We start from the raw sequence: 15291 nt of genomic DNA on the forward strand, positions 1-15291 counted from the left end.
ATGTTCATGTGGGGTTTGATTCTCTGAAATTTCTGTTTGGCCATGGGTTCCTCCTGAATAAAATTATCCTCCCCGATATCTGGCTACCAGCTCCTGAACCAGATTGGTGGGAAGTTCCCGGTAACAGTCAAATTGCATAGTGTAGGTCGCTCTACCCTGGGTCAAAGACCTCAGATCGGTAGCATATCCAAACATCTCCGCCAGAGAGACCTGAGCATTCACTACTTGAGCTCCTGCTCTGGGCTCAATACTTTCGATCCTTCCTCGTCGGGAATTCAGATTGCCAATCACATCTCCCAGATACTCATTGGGCACCACTACTTCCACCTCCATAATGGGCTCCAGAAGGATAGGATGGCATTTCAAAAGCCCTTCCTTAAAGGCCTTGGAGGCCGCGATCTTAAAGGCTATCTCTGAGGAATCAACTTCGTGATAGGAACCATCTACCAGGGAGACCTTGACATCTACCACCGGGTAACCAGCATATTGGCCACTCTCCAGAGCCTCCCGAATTCCCTGCTCTACTGCGGGTATGAATTCTTTAGGAATTTTCCCCTCCGTTATCCTATCCACAAATTCAAACCCGCCATTTCTTTCCTTGGGCTCCATAACAATGACTACGTGTCCATATTGCCCCCTGCCGCCGGTCTGCCTGACGAAGCGTCCCTCAAACTGCCCCGATTTGGTGATAGTCTCTCTGTAAGCAACCTGAGGCCGCCCCACTTTGGCATCTACCTTGAACTCTCTCAGGAGCCTGTCTACTATGATTTCCAGATGTAGCTCGCCCATCCCGGATATAATGGTCTGCCCGGTTTCCTCATCGGTCTTGACCCTGAAAGTAGGATCCTCCTCCGTAATCTTGCCCAAAGCCTGGAGCAACTTATCCTGGTCGGCCTTGGTCCGGGGTTCTATGGCCACCGAAATCACGGGCTCAGGAAACCTCATGGATTCCAACATGACCGGATGAGAGGAATCACAGATAGTGTGGCCAGTAGATGTCCTTTTCAGACCAACAGCAGCCACAATGTCACCAGCATAGGCAGTTTCTCTATCCTCCCGGTGGTTGGCGTGCATCTGGAGGATCCTGCCGATCCTCTCTCTTTCGTTGATGTTGGAGTTCAGGACATAGGACCCTGCTCTAAGCACACCAGAGTAGACTCTGAAGTAGGTAAGCTTACCCACAAAGGGATCGGACACTACCTTGAAAGCCAGGGCACAGAAGGGTTCCCAGTCGGAAGGGTTCCTGACTTCCTCTTTTCCGGTACGGGGATTAATTCCCCTGATGCTGAGCACATCCTCTGGGGAGGGAAGATAATCCGTAATGGCATCCAGGAGAGGCTGAATCCCTTTGTTCTTAAAGGAAGATCCACAGAGAACCGGGGTAATCTGAACCTTCAGGGTAGCTTCCCTGATGGCTTCCTTCAGCTCATCCGTTTCTATCTCCTTACCCTCAATGTGTTTTTCCAAAATATGGTCATTAAAATTGGAAATTGAATCCAGTAAGCGCTCCCGGTATCTGGTTGCCTGATCCACATATTCCTCAGGGATAGTAACTTCTTCCCACCTGGTGCCCAGCTCATCCAGATAGACTATGGCCTTCATGCTTACCAAATCGATGACTCCCTTGAAACCATCCTCTACCCCTATAGGAAGCTGGATGGGCACAGCATTGACCTTCAGGCGATCCTTCATCATGCCCAGGACAAAGAAAAAGTCAGCCCCAATTCGATCCATCTTGTTCACGTAGGCAATACGGGGGATTTTGTACTTGTCCGCCTGTCGCCACACCGTCTCTGATTGGGGCTCCACACCTCCCACGGAGCAAAAAATAGCTACTGAACCATCCAATACTCGAAGGGACCTCTCCACCTCCACCGTAAAGTCCACGTGGCCGGGCGTATCTATAATATTTATGCGATAATCCTTCCAGTAGCAAGTTGTGGCAGCAGAAGTTATGGTAATGCCCCTCTCCTGCTCCTGGATCATCCAGTCCATCACCGCAGCCCCATCATCGACTTCTCCCATCCTATGGATACGCCCGGTGTAGTACAGGATTCTCTCCGTGGTCGTCGTCTTCCCGGCGTCGATGTGGGCCATAATGCCTATATTTCTCGTATTTTCCAGAGGAAATCTTTCTTCTTCCATATCCAATTTTCTGGCTAATGCATCCGTTGCTCGTGCCATACCTGTTGCTTTTTGACTATTCAACCCTCTCTTGGTTCAGATTTCTGAAACTCTTTCACCATCTGTAGTGAGCGAAGGCTCTGTTGGCCTCGGCCATCTTATGAACATCCTCTTTCTTCTTGATGGAGGGCCCGGTACCCTTGGAAGCATCTATCAGCTCGTTAGCCAGTCTCTCTTGCATGGTCTTTTCTCGCCTGCGCCTGGCAAAGCTTACTATCCATCTAAAGGCCAGGGAGTTAGCCCTTCTCTCGGAGACCTCCATGGGTATCTGATAGGTCGCTCCTCCTACTCTCCTCGATCTGACCTCCAGGACCGGTCTTACGTTGTCCAGAGCTTTTTTAAAGACCACCGCAGGATCCTGGCCGGTCTTCCTGGCAATTATGTCAAAGGCGCTGTAAACTATTTTATAGGCTCTGCCCTTTTTGCCCCTCATCAACACCTTATTTGTTAAGTGGGTCACCAGGACATCCTTGTACTGGGGATCAGGAGGCACATCCCTTAGCGGCGCTGGACCTTTTCTGGACATATTCCTTCCCTCAAACCCTCTCTTTCTAAATAATTAAATAACGTGTCCGTTCACCGAAACGTATACAAATCTACACCGGGGTAGATTGATGTTCGGTTCCTGCTTCGGCGAGAGGAGCCTGGAACCAGGTCTTACACTTTCTCGCCAGGCGTGACTTCCCGGGGAACTCCCGGTAACTTTCATACCGCAAATTATGCCCAAAATGCAGAGAGACTGTGAGAAATGAGTCGATATTAGGTTTCAAAAGTTAGCCCTCTGCTTGAAAACGCTCGGAGTCACCAGGCGCAACAGCGCTTCGCTGGTAGCCGGACTTACTTGCCTTTCTTGGCTCCGTACTTCGAGCGGCTCTTTTTCCTGTTAGCCACACCAGCCGCGTCCAGGGCGGCCCGGATAACCTTATAGCGTACTCCAGGCAAATCCTTAACCCTTCCTCCTCGTACCAGAACTATGGAATGCTCCTGAAGGTTATGTCCTTCTCCCGGTATATAGGCAGTGATCTCGGTTCCATGAGTCAAGCGGACCCGACATACTTTCCGAAGAGCCGAATTCGGTTTCTTAGGGGTAGTAGTGTAAACTCTGACACATACCCCTCTCTTCTGAGGATTGCCTCTTAAGGCCGGCGTCTTGGCCTTTCTCTGAACTTTCTCCCGGCCCTTCCTTATAAGTTGATTAATAGTTGACATACTGCTCCTGTCGCAAACTGCTAACTATCCGGCTGGCACAACCGTGCAAGATTAGCACGATCCTTTTCCAATGTCAAGCCCCCCCGGGGTTTTGAAGAGAGCCCACGGCAGCTTGTTTCTCTTCCACCATCTCCTCTTTCTCCTTATCGGGAAAGACTAGCTCTATTCTCCTGTATCTACCCATACCTGTGCCTGCCGGAATAGACTTACCGATGATAACATTTTCCTTGAGACCCAGAAGCTGATCTAGCTTATTCTCAATAGATGCATCGGTGAGAACTCTGGTGGTTTCCTGGAAAGAGGCAGCGGAAAGGAAGCTGTCAGTAGCCAGAGAGGCCTTAGTTATACCCAAAAGAGTCTGGCGGGCTTTAGCAGGTTCGCCACCCTCGGCCATAATTCTCTCGTTTTCTTTCTGAAAGAGCTGCCTATCCACCAACTGTCCAGGCAAGAAGTCCGTGTCGCCAGGCTCCATAACGGTTACTTTCTTAAACATCTGACGGACAATTATCTCTATGTGCTTATCGTGAATGTCCACCCCCTGGGACTTGTAGACAGCCTGAACTTCCTGGACCAGATACTGTTGGGCTGGCTGGACGCCATTTATACGCAGGATGTCATGGGGATCTTTGGCTCCCTCTGTAATCTGATCTCCAGCGCTGATACTTTCCCCATCCAGGACTCTAAATCGAGCTCTCTTAGGCACCTGATAGGTCTTCTGCTTATTGGGACCACCTATCACTATTACTTTCTTCACTCTGTCCGTCTCCGCGATCTCCACTACCCCGCTTATCTCGGAGATAAGGGCCTGGCCCTTGGGTTTTCTGGCCTCGAATAGCTCAACTACCCTGGGCAGACCGCTGGTGATGTCCATCATCTCAAAGGTCTTCTCGTGTTTGTGGGCGTGCTTTTTTCTCTTGGCTGTCTGCACTACCCTGGCTATGATCTCTCCAGCTTCTACCTTTCTTTTTCTGATCAGAAGGAGCCTTTCGCCCTTGGGAACCGGAACTTTAAAGATCTTACCATCTTTCATCCTGACCTGAAGAGCTACCTTCTCAATCAGGTTCTCGATATCGCAGGAGATGAACTGCTCCCCCTTTTCCTCATCTACGCCTATATCCGATTTCTTCAAACCTAACTTTTTGAGCTCCTCATCGGAGATGACCAGCTCTCCGGAGACCGGAGCCTTGATCGGCCTCTGGATCATGGTGCTGGCCACCCCACCGGTATGGAAGGTCCTCATGGTAAGCTGAGTTCCTGGCTCACCGATGGACTGGGCAGCTATGATGCCCACCGCCTCTCCGATACTGACCAGTGCGCCCGTAGCCAGGCTTTTGCCATAGCACTTCTGGCATACACCGTACATGGCTTCACAGGCCAGAGGGGACCTTACGTGAACATTACCCACTCCAGCCACAACTAGAAAATTAAGATGTCTGTTCTCTATCATCTCACCCTTATTAATTAGGATCTCCCCGGTGAAGCTATTAACGACCGGTTCGATGGTTAGCCTGCCTGGCAGGCTGGAATTGGGGTCTCCTTCCGCGGTCAGCACAGATATCCTGATGCCCACGTCCGTACCACAATCTTCCTGTCTGACAATGACTTCCTGAGCCACATCGACCAGGCGTCGGGTAAGATATCCGGAATCGGCTGTTCTGAGAGCGGTATCGGCCAGCCCCTGCCTGGCCCCGTGAGTAGAGAGGAAGTATTCCAGAACAGACAGACCTTCTCGGAAATTGGCCTTGATGGGTCGGTCGATTATGTCGCCCCGAGCATTGGCCACCAGCCCTCTCATGCCGGAAATCTGGCGGAGCTGCTTGACATTACCTCGGGCTCCCGAGTTAGCCATCATGTATATGGGATTGAATTTATCAAAGTAGGCCTCCATAGCATCAGCCACGTCCTCTGTAGCCTTGGACCAGATCTGCACCACCCTCTGGTAACGTTCATCGTCCGTAATCCGGCCCAACTGATAGGCCTTTTCAATCTTCTCTACCAACTTCTCTGTATTCTCCAGAATTTTATCTTTGGCTGGTGGCACAACAATGTCATCCATACCGATGGTCAACCCAGCCCTGGTAGCAAAGCGAAAGCCTATTTCCTTTATCCTATCCATGACCTCTGTTACTACCGATATAGGATATCTCTCCGCACACTCTGCCAGAATAGTTACCAGCTCCTTTTTGCTCACCGGGGTATTCACGTATTCATAATCCTGAGGAAGGGTCTCATTGAAGATAATTCTGCCCACGGTAGTCCGTCTCATTTTGCCCTTGAGCCGGACGTTGATAGGAGCATGTAGAGCCAGTCTGCCGAAGGAGTAGGCCATGATGGTCTCATCGGGACTGGAGAAAAACTTGCCCTCCCCCAACTCCTGTTCCTTCTCTACGGTCATATAGTAGCAACCCAGGACCATGTCCTGAGAAGAAGTCATGATGGGGTTGCCATTTGCCGGTGACAACACATTGTTCATAGACAGCATGAGCACTTTGGCCTCAGCCTGCGCCTCTGCCGAGAGGGGCACATGAACAGCCATCTGGTCTCCGTCAAAATCGGCATTGAAGGCCCCACAGACCAGAGGATGGATCTGAATAGCCTTGCCCTCGATCAGAACGGGCATGAAAGCCTGAATGCCCAGCCGATGGAGGGTAGGGGCCCGGTTCAGAAGGACAGGATGATCCTCTATAACCTCCTCCAGAACATCCCAGACAATGGATCTCATTCTTTCGACCATCCTCTTGGCGCTCTTTATGTTCTGAACATAGTCCAGATCTACCAGTCTTTTCATCACAAAGGGCTTGTACAGCTCTAAAGCCATCAGCTTGGGCAGGCCACATTGATAAAGTTTCAGATTAGGCCCAACAATGATAACCGAACGTCCAGAGTAATCAACCCTCTTACCCAGAAGGTTTTGACGAAATCTTCCCTGCTTCCCCTTCAGCATGTCCGATAGAGACTTGAGCGGACGATTGCCCGCCCCAACAACCGCTTTACCCCTCCTACCGTTGTCAAAGAGAGCGTCTACAGCCTCCTGGAGCATTCTTTTTTCGTTGTTGACAATGATCTCAGGCGCTCCCAGATCCAGGAGTCTCTTTAATCTGTTATTCCTGTTGATAACCCTGCGGTAGAGATCGTTCAAGTCGGAGGTGGCAAACCTGCCCCCATCCAGTTGAACCATGGGGCGCAGGTCAGGAGGGATGACCGGTATGACTTCCAGGATCATATTTTGGGGATTGTTGGTGGAGTGGTTAAAGGCAGAAACCACCTTGAGTCTCTTTATGGCCCGGCTACGCTTCTGCCCGGTGGACTCCCGGATGATCTTGCGCAGCCTCTGCGATTCGGCCGGGCAATCCATCTGGGACAGAAGTTTCTTAATTGCCTCTGCTCCTATACCTCCGTCGAAATAGTTACCGAAGCGCTCTTTCATCTCCTTAAAGAGACGCTCATCGGAGATAAGATCCTTTACTTTTAGCCTCTGAAAAGTGTCGTAGGCATGCCTGGCGTAGTAGAGTAGTTCCTCCACATACTCTTTCTCCTCGGCAATCTCCTTCTCGGCCTCTTTCATAATCTGAGCGATCTCCGGTTCCAGAGAGGAGTTTCCCGGAGAGACCTCATCCTCTCCTCCGTCGGACCCAGAGACTCTTTCCTCCTTGAGAGCCTCGATCCTTCTATCTCTCTCTTCTATAATCTCCCTGATTCTGTCCTCATGAGCCCTCTGGATATTAGCCAGATATTCCTGGTGCTCTCGCTCAAGTTTAAGAGCATCCTGAGCTCTTTTCTCTCCATCCAGCTCAGTTATGATATAGGCGGCAAAGTAAAGAACCTTCTCCAAATCCTTAGGCGAGATGTCCAGAAGATAACCCATCCTGGAGGGCACGCCTTTCACGAACCATATGTGAGCCACGGGAGCAGCCAGCTCAATATGCCCCATTTTCTCCCTTCTGACTCGGGAGCGAGTGACTTCTACTCCACATCTCTCACAGATGATCCCTTTGAACCGGACTCTCTTATACTTTCCGCAGTAACACTCCCAGTCTTTGGTAGGACCGAATATTTTTTCACAGAAAAGGCCATCCTTTTCCGGCTTCAGGGTCCGATAGTTTATGGTCTCTGGCTTTTTGACCTCCCCGTTAGACCAGGAGCGGATCTGCTCCGGCGAGGCTATACCTATGCGGATAGCATTAAAGTTATCAACATCTATCACCTTAGTAACCCCCAAAATTTTCTCTTACTATTCTTATAACGTCTGCATCCCAGACAGTTGGTGCCAGGTGCTCCTCCATTTGCCCCTTGCTACAAGGATTCCTCCCGTATCTCTACCACAGCTTCGGACTCCTCTCCTTCCTCTCCTTCCTCTCCTTCCTCTCCTTCCTCTCCTTCCTCTTCGTCTTCTTCCCGAGTTAGCAGTTCCTCTCTGTCCAGGACTCCTCCCCGGCCAAAGCTAAAGCCGAAATCCTCGACAGAGCGCATGAGCTCATCTTCATCAGTCTTTATGTCAATAATATTACCATTTTCATCCAGAACCTCGATGTTCAGGGCCAGGCTTTGCATCTCCTTTACCAGAACTTTAAAGGACTCAGGTATGCCAGGCTTCTCGATATTCTCGCCTTTGACGATGGCCTCGTAGGCTTTAACTCGACCAAAGACATCGTCAGACTTTATGGTTAACATCTCCTGAAGAGTGGAGGCGGCGCCATAAGCTTCCAGAGCCCAGACTTCCATTTCCCCAAACCTCTGACCTCCAAACTGGGCCTTGCCTCCCAAGGGCTGTTGGGTGATGAGGGAATAAGGCCCGGTAGAGCGAGCATGGATCTTGTCATCTACCAGGTGCAACAGTTTCATCATATAGATATACCCTACGGTGATCTTATGATCGAACTTATCGCCCGTCCTTCCGTCATATAGATAAGCCTTACCTGTATCAGGCAATCCCGCCCTTACCAGAGCCTGGCGAACCTCCTCTTCCGTGGCTCCATCAAAGACAGGCGAGGCTATATATACACAGCCGTCACCATTTCTAGGAACGTCATCCCTGTCCCATCCTACTTTGGCCGCCCATCCCAGGTGAGTTTCCAAAATTTGCCCAATATTCATTCGCGAAGGTACTCCCAGGGGGTTGAGGATAATATCTACTGATGTTCCATCCTCCAGGTAGGGCATATCCTCCTCAGGAAGGATTTTGGAAATAACCCCTTTATTTCCATGATTCCCCGCCAGCTTGTCTCCTTCTCTGATCTTTCGTTTCTGAGCTATATAGATCCTGACCAACTGGTTAACACCGGGAGCAAGCTCATGCCCTTCTTCCCGGGAGAATAGCTTGACGTCAATAACCTTTCCCGTCTCTCCGTGGGGTACCTTAAGAGAAGTATCTCTCACCTCTCTGGCCTTCTCCCCAAAGATAGCTCGAAGCAATCTCTCCTCCGCCGTCAGCTCGGTCTCTCCCTTGGGAGTGACTTTCCCCACCAGGATATCTCCAGGCTGGACTTCAGCTCCTATCCTGATAATGCCTCTCTCGTCCAGATCTTTGAGGAGATCCTCGCTAACATTGAGAATATCCCTGGTTATTTCCTCATCGCCCAGCTTGGTCGCCCTTGCTTCCACCTCATGTTTCTCAATGTGAATGGAAGTCAGAATATCCTCTTTGACCAATCTCTCACTGATGATTATGGCGTCTTCAAAGTTAAATCCTTCCCAGGGCATGAAAGCAACCAGAAGGTTGCGGCCCAAAGCAAGCTCTCCTCCATCTGTACAAGGCCCATCAGCCAAAACCTGGCCCATCTCTATTTTCTCTCCTGCAGAAACAATGGGTCTCTGATTGATGCAGGTACCCTGGTTGGATCTCTCGAACTTATGAAGTCTGTGCTTAACCAGGCCTCTCTTGGAATATTCGACTTCTATCTCCTGGGCACTGACCTTTTTGATGACCCCATCGTCTTCGGCCACAATCACCTCCCCCGAGTCTACTGCGGCCCGGAATTCCATTCCCGTTCCGATCAGAGGAGCTTCTGGACGCACCAGGGGAACGGCCTGCCTCTGCATATTGGAGCCCATTAGAGCTCTATTGGCATCATCGTGTTCCAGAAAGGGTATAAGGGAGGTGGCTACACTGACAATCTGTTTTGGGGATATGTCCATAAAGTCCACCTTGAAGGGATCGACGGTCACCACTTCTTGCCGCGACCTGGCCAGAACCTTATCTCCTATAAGACGACCCTTCTCGTCGAAAGGAGCATTAGCCTGAGCGATGATGTATTCATCCTCCTCATCAGCCGCCAGATACACTATTTCATCAGTTACAATCCCGTTATCCACCCTCCGGTAGGGAGTCTCGATAAAACCAAACTGGTTGACTCTGGCATAGGTGGCCAAAGACCCAATCAGCCCTATGTTGGGGCCCTCAGGAGTCTCAATGGGGCACATCCTTCCATAATGAGAGGGATTAACATCCCTAACCTCAAAGCCCGCTCTTTCTCTGGACAGTCCCCCGGGACCGAGAGCAGAAAGTCGTCTCTTATGGGTAAGCCCCGACAGGGGATTAGTCTGATCCATGAATTGAGAAAGCTGGCTGGAGCCAAAGAACTCCTTTAGAGCAGCTACCACAGGGCGGGTGTTAACAAGAGTCTGAGGCGTGATGATATCGGGATCCAAAGTAGTCATTCTCTCTCTTACCACTCGCTCCATTCTGGACAGTCCAATTCTGACCTGATTTTGAATCAGCTCTCCTACGGTCCTGACCCGGCGATTGCCAAAATGGTCAATGTCATCTGTCTCTCCAATTCCCTGGTGCAGGTGGACCAGATACTGAATAATGGCAATAATATCTTCCTGGGTCAGGACGGTCCTATCCAAAGGAAGGTCCAGACCCAACTTCTTGTTTAGCTTGTATCTTCCCACCTTGCCCAGGTCGTATCTTCGGGAATTAAAGAATAGGGAGTCGAGGAGACCTTTAGCATTTTCCAGAGTGGGTGGCTCGCCGGGCCTGATTTTCATATATATCTCGATAAGGGCATCATCCCTGGTCCCGATATTGTCTCTCTCCAGGGTCTTCCTGATACATTCGGCTCCGCCAAAGAGATCAAGAATTTGCTGAGAGCTCTCGTAGCCCATAGCCTTTAGAAAGGTGGTGACCAAAAGCTTCCTTTTTCTGTCAATTCTGATAGAGACAACATCCTTCTTGTCGATTTCCAGCTCGAGCCAGGCTCCCCGATTGGGTATTACTTTTCCGTAGAAAAGCTGCTTGTCGGTGAGTTTATCCATCTCCCGGTCATAGTAGACACCCGGAGACCTTACCAGTTGGGAGACTACCACCCTTTCCGTTCCATTGACAGTGAAGGTGCCTTTATCGGTCATCATGGGAAAATCCCCCATGAAGACCTGTTGTTCCTTAATCTCTCCCGTCTCTTTGTTTATTAACCGAACCTGGACAAAAAGAGGAGCCGAGTAGGTCATATCTCGCTCTTTACACTCATCCACAGAAAACTTTATCTCTCCGAAGTCGTGAGCTCCAAATTCCAGGGCAAATTTACGGGAAAAGTCCTCTATGGGAGAAATTTCTTTGAAGGTCTCGGCTAACCCATCTTTCAGAAGCCATTGGAAGGAGCCTCGCTGAATTTCCAGCAAGTCAGGAACGTCAAGAACTTCGGGGGTTTTAGCAAAACTGAGTCTTTTCTTCTTCCATAAATGGGCTGGGCGGGTCACAATATCAACTCCTCATAAATATACGATCTAATTCCTCGTGATGGCTTCGTCACCCACGAACCAAGTTAAATATAATCCCAGGAATCTCCAAGAAGCCCTTGACTTAAATTGTATCTTGACCTATGGTAGAGTTGTTCCCCGAAAAAGACAATTTGAGAACCCTCTTTTGGTAATGTGCAAACTTTAATTATATCAAAGGATTCTCAAATTGTCAACGGTATTACAAAGGTAGTTTTAAATATTTACTTCAACTCTGCTGTAGCTCCTGCTTCTTCCAGTTGACGCCTGGCTTCCTCAGCTTCTTCTTTCAGCGCTTTCTCCTTGACCTTGCTGGGAGCCCCATCAACAAGATCTTTGGCCTCCTTGAGACCCAATCCGGTCAGCGCCCTGACTACCTTGATCACCTGGATCTTCTTGTCTCCTACGGCTGAGAGGATCACATCGAATTCAGTTTGTTCTTCCTCCTCGGCCGGAGCTACCTCCTGAGCAACTGTAGTAGCAACAGGCATTGTGGTTGCCGGCGCCATTGAGGAAACCCCAAATTTATCTTCCAGGGCTTTCACCAGTTCGGATAACTCCAGAACGTTAAGACCCTCTATGGCAGCAACCAGATCATCAACCTTCAACTCTTTTTTAGCCATTATGTTCACCTCCTGCTCTACTCAGTCTACGAACTCAAACCATCCTTCTTGCCTTCTATGGCTTTTAAAGTGTAAACCAATGACCTCATGGGCCAGGTCAGAGCATTGACCAATCGGACCAGAGGCATGTTTAAAGTAAAGACCACCCTGGCCAGAAGCTCCTCTTGACCCGGCAATCTGGCCAGTACCTTCACCTGATCCGTATCTATAATTCTCTTTCCAAAGATAGCGCCCTTTATCTTCAGAAACTGGCTGGAATTAGCATAGTTGCTGATAACTTTGGCTACCAGCACTGGATCATTATATCCAAAGGCAATGCCCGTAGGCCCGACGAGCAACTGATCCGCTCTCTCTATTTGGCAGCGGTCCAAAGCTATTTTGGCCAGAGTATTTTTCACAACCTTGAAGTCGATACTATTTTTCTGCAGCTCCCGACGTAGACCATCCACTTCTTTCACCGAAATACCTCGATACTCAGCAAAGACGGCGGACTGGCAATTATTGAACTTCGCCTCCAGATCCTGGACTAACTGGAGTTTCTTATCCTTTAACATGGTTCCCCCTGTTGTACTCTGGTTCCTGAAACAAAATTCCTTTGCGCCGCAGACAACGGACAAAGGAATCGTAAATATGCCTATGCTGGCGACCTGGCAGGTCTTTAAGCAATAGCACCGGCAATCTACGGCCATATGGAAGTATTTACAAAATCAGGCCCAGAAAGCCCCGCAATTTATTGCTGGCGATCAATGGCCCCTGGTTTTTTGCTCCCAATGCGCTGTCATCCTTGTAGCACTTTGACAACGTATGAGGTTATTGCCACAATCCCGCGCAATGTAAAACGTTGTGGGTAGGTCTGGCGAACTGATATCGATTCTCTAGACTCAAAAGTATCAGGGAGAAATCCCTGTAGTAGCGGTTATGGCACCCGCCTCAGGCGTCAGATTCAACTGGCACCTGTGTTGCTCAGCTAACTGAGAATCCCCGCACTTTAGTGCTGGGGAGTGTCAAGGGTCAGAATGCTATGTCAGACGGCCTCCTCTTCCAGAAGGTCTCTGGTCTGGGAAGTATTTACCTTAAAACCAGGTCCCATAGTAGAGCAAACCACGATGCTCTTTAGATACCTGCCCCGGGCAGCCGCAGGCTTGGCCCTCACCACAGCATCCAAAAGGGTAGCGTAGTTTTCCACCAGTTGCTCGGGCGCAAAAGAAGCCTTGCCTATAGGTAGATGAATGATGCCATATTTATCTACTCGAAATTCGATCTTTCCAGATTTGGCGTCAGTTACGGCCTTGCCTACGTCAAAGGTTACTGTACCCGCCTTGGGATTAGGCATCAAGGCCCTTGGCCCCAGGATCTTACCCAGCTTGCCCACAATCCTCATCATGTCTGGAGTGGCAATAGCTACATCAAATTCCAGCCACCCCTGTTCTATCTTCTGAACCAGATCTTCGTCACCTACCACATCTGCTCCGGCTTGAAGAGCCTCTCTGGCCTTTTCTCCCTGGGCAAAGACCACAACTCGGGGAGTCTTCCCGGTTCCATGAGGCAGGATCACCGTACCCCTGACCTGCTGATCGGCTTTCCGTGGATCCACACCCAGCCGGATAGCTACTTCCACCGTCTCGTCAAATCTAGCTGTAGCCTTCTCTTTGACCAGCTTGATGGCTCGGGCAGGAGAAAGGAGCTCATCTCGCTTTACTCCATCGATAGCCGTCCGATATCTTTTGCTTAGCTTCAACTAAATCCCTTCTTCACAGAACTGGGGGTCACTCAACCACCTTGATCCCCATGCTCCTGGCGGTGCCTTCTATTATTTTAAGAGCGCCGTCAAGATCCTTGGCGTTGAGATCCGGCATCTTCATCTCTGCTATTTCTCTTACTTTGGCCCTCTTTATCTCCGCAACCATGCTCTTATGGGGTTCGCCGGAGCCCTTTTCCACGTTACAGGCCTTTTTCAAAAGCTCTGCTGCCGGAGGAGTTTTGGTCACAAAGGTAAAGGACCTGTCTTTATATACAGTTATCTCCACCGGAGTTATCATGTCCGGTCCTCCTGCTGTCCTCTGGTTAAAGGCCTTACAAAATTCCATTATGTTTACTCCATGCTGGCCCAGAGCTGGCCCTACTGGCGGAGCTGGATTGGCCTGCCCTGCTGGTATCTGAAGTTTTATGATTGCTGCTACCGCTTTGGCCATTTTGGCCCACCTCATGTGCTCACATTAGTTTGGATCAACAATTCTATATCTTAGACACCTGGCTGAAGCTGAGCTCCACAGGTGTCTGTCGGCCAAATATGGATACTAACACCTTGAGCTTGCCCCGGTCAAGGTTAATTTCGCTGATCATTGCGTCAAAGTTGGCAAGGGGCCCAGATACCACCTTCACTGCCTGACCAACCTCAAAGTCAGTAGTGGGCTTGGGCTTTTCCAGGGTACTCCTACGGATAATTTTTTCCATTTCCTTGACTGAAAGAGGGGTCGGCTTAGCTCCAGAGCCCACAAATCCCGTCACTCCCGGAGTGTTTCTCACCACATACCAGGAGTCATCATCCAATATCATCTTAACCAGCACATAGCCAGGGAAGATCCTCTTCTGGACTACAGCTTTGCTGCCGTTCTGGATCTCGATGCTATCCTCTGTCGGAATAAAGATCTCGAAGATCTTATCCTCCATGTTCATGGAGGATATTCTCTTCTCCAGATTGAGCTTTACTTTGTTTTCATAGCCCGCATAGGAGTGGATAACATACCACTTTTCCCGCAATTCTGTTCACCCGTCTCTTCAGATCTATCCTCTCAGACCGGTAAGAAGATCAACCAGCTTGAGAAATATCAAATCAACTAACCCGATATAGGCTCCTATAATGAGCACAGCTATTAGAACCACAATAGTATAAGATATGAGAGTCTCCCGATCCGGCCAGGATACCTTTTTTAGCTCGGCGGACACCTCCCGAAGAAATATCCCCGTTTTGGAAAAGAACTGGGGAAAAGTCCTGGAGAGCGCCCTGCTGGGAACTTTTTTGCTCGCTTTTCTCAGGGTTTTGACCATCAAAACCTCATTATTTTGGCAGGGCTGGAGGGACTTGAACCCCCAACCGCCGGTTTTGGAGACCGGTGCTCTACCAGCTTGAGCTACAGCCCTGCATCCTCCGGGTAGGAATCTCGATAGAAGGTACCATCACCCTGATCACCTGGTCTCACGGTGAGGCGTATGTTGCCTACACCATCGACAGTATTTCTTGAGTTCTACCCGATCAGGATCATTGCGCTTGTTTTTAGTCGTTGTATAATTTCTCCGCCTGCATTGGGTGCAAGCCAGAGCAATTATCACCCTCACTAAAAATCTCCCTTCCTAACCTGAAGGCAAGTAGATAAGTTATCACCAATTTGATCTTATGTCAACTTGAGCTTCGCCCCGTGGAAAACCTTTTCTACCTTTTTCAGCCTGTGCCTCTCAGAATCCTGCGATAGATCCGCTCCATGTACCGCATTTTTCGGCACTCATCTATTCCAATATCTTAATCACATTACCTGCTCCCACGGTATGGCCACCCTCCCGG

12 protein-coding genes and 1 tRNA gene are annotated in these 15291 nt (G+C 49.7%); all 13 read right to left on the reverse strand.

Going from position 1 to position 15291, the window contains the following annotated elements; translation table 11 throughout:
- Positions 1-63 precede the first annotated feature (63 nt).
- Positions 64-2184, reverse strand: coding sequence for an elongation factor G (gene fusA / locus HW443_RS05380; RefSeq protein WP_275942696.1), 2121 nt, complete (start codon positions 2182-2184; stop codon positions 64-66).
- 55 nt (positions 2185-2239) lie between these two features.
- Positions 2240-2710: a 30S ribosomal protein S7 gene (rpsG, locus tag HW443_RS05385; RefSeq protein ID WP_176235383.1), complete on the reverse strand. Its 471-nt coding sequence runs from the start codon at positions 2708-2710 to the stop codon at positions 2240-2242.
- Between the two features lie 311 nt (positions 2711-3021).
- Complete coding sequence (gene rpsL, locus HW443_RS05390; protein WP_176229802.1) at positions 3022-3393, reverse strand: 30S ribosomal protein S12; 372 nt, start codon at positions 3391-3393, stop codon at positions 3022-3024.
- Positions 3394-3466: 73 nt separating this feature from the next.
- Complete coding sequence (locus HW443_RS05395; RefSeq protein ID WP_246273197.1) at positions 3467-7597, reverse strand: DNA-directed RNA polymerase subunit beta'; 4131 nt, start codon at positions 7595-7597, stop codon at positions 3467-3469.
- Positions 7598-7686: 89 nt separating this feature from the next.
- Complete coding sequence (rpoB, locus tag HW443_RS05400; protein ID WP_246273195.1) at positions 7687-11091, reverse strand: DNA-directed RNA polymerase subunit beta; 3405 nt, start codon at positions 11089-11091, stop codon at positions 7687-7689.
- A gap of 242 nt (positions 11092-11333) precedes the next feature.
- A complete protein-coding gene (gene rplL, locus HW443_RS05405) occupies positions 11334-11732 on the reverse strand; it encodes a 50S ribosomal protein L7/L12 (protein ID WP_219853509.1) in 399 nt (132 codons plus the stop codon).
- Between the two features lie 26 nt (positions 11733-11758).
- Complete coding sequence (gene rplJ, locus HW443_RS05410; protein WP_176231053.1) at positions 11759-12286, reverse strand: 50S ribosomal protein L10; 528 nt, start codon at positions 12284-12286, stop codon at positions 11759-11761.
- Between the two features lie 470 nt (positions 12287-12756).
- Positions 12757-13470 (reverse strand): 50S ribosomal protein L1, encoded by a 714-nt coding sequence (rplA, locus tag HW443_RS05415; RefSeq protein WP_176231054.1) that lies wholly within the window; start codon positions 13468-13470, stop codon positions 12757-12759.
- A gap of 28 nt (positions 13471-13498) precedes the next feature.
- The gene (gene rplK, locus HW443_RS05420; RefSeq protein WP_176231055.1) at positions 13499-13924 is read right to left on the reverse strand and encodes a 50S ribosomal protein L11; all 426 of its coding nucleotides are present in this window, start codon (positions 13922-13924) and stop codon (positions 13499-13501) included.
- Positions 13925-13967: 43 nt separating this feature from the next.
- Positions 13968-14492 (reverse strand): transcription termination/antitermination protein NusG, encoded by a 525-nt coding sequence (gene nusG, locus HW443_RS05425; RefSeq protein ID WP_176231056.1) that lies wholly within the window; start codon positions 14490-14492, stop codon positions 13968-13970.
- A gap of 24 nt (positions 14493-14516) precedes the next feature.
- A complete protein-coding gene (secE, locus tag HW443_RS05430) occupies positions 14517-14780 on the reverse strand; it encodes a preprotein translocase subunit SecE (RefSeq protein WP_176237965.1) in 264 nt (87 codons plus the stop codon).
- A gap of 16 nt (positions 14781-14796) precedes the next feature.
- A tRNA-Trp gene (locus HW443_RS05435) sits at positions 14797-14873 on the reverse strand.
- Between the two features lie 45 nt (positions 14874-14918).
- On the reverse strand, positions 14919-15068 hold the full coding sequence (gene rpmG, locus HW443_RS05440) for a 50S ribosomal protein L33 (protein ID WP_176231058.1): 150 nt from the start codon (positions 15066-15068) through the stop codon (positions 14919-14921).
- Positions 15069-15291: the final 223 nt, after the last annotated feature.

The organism is Candidatus Hakubella thermalkaliphila, assembly GCF_013281975.1.
Lineage (GTDB): Bacteria > Actinomycetota > Humimicrobiia > Hakubellales > Hakubellaceae > Hakubella > Hakubella thermalkaliphila.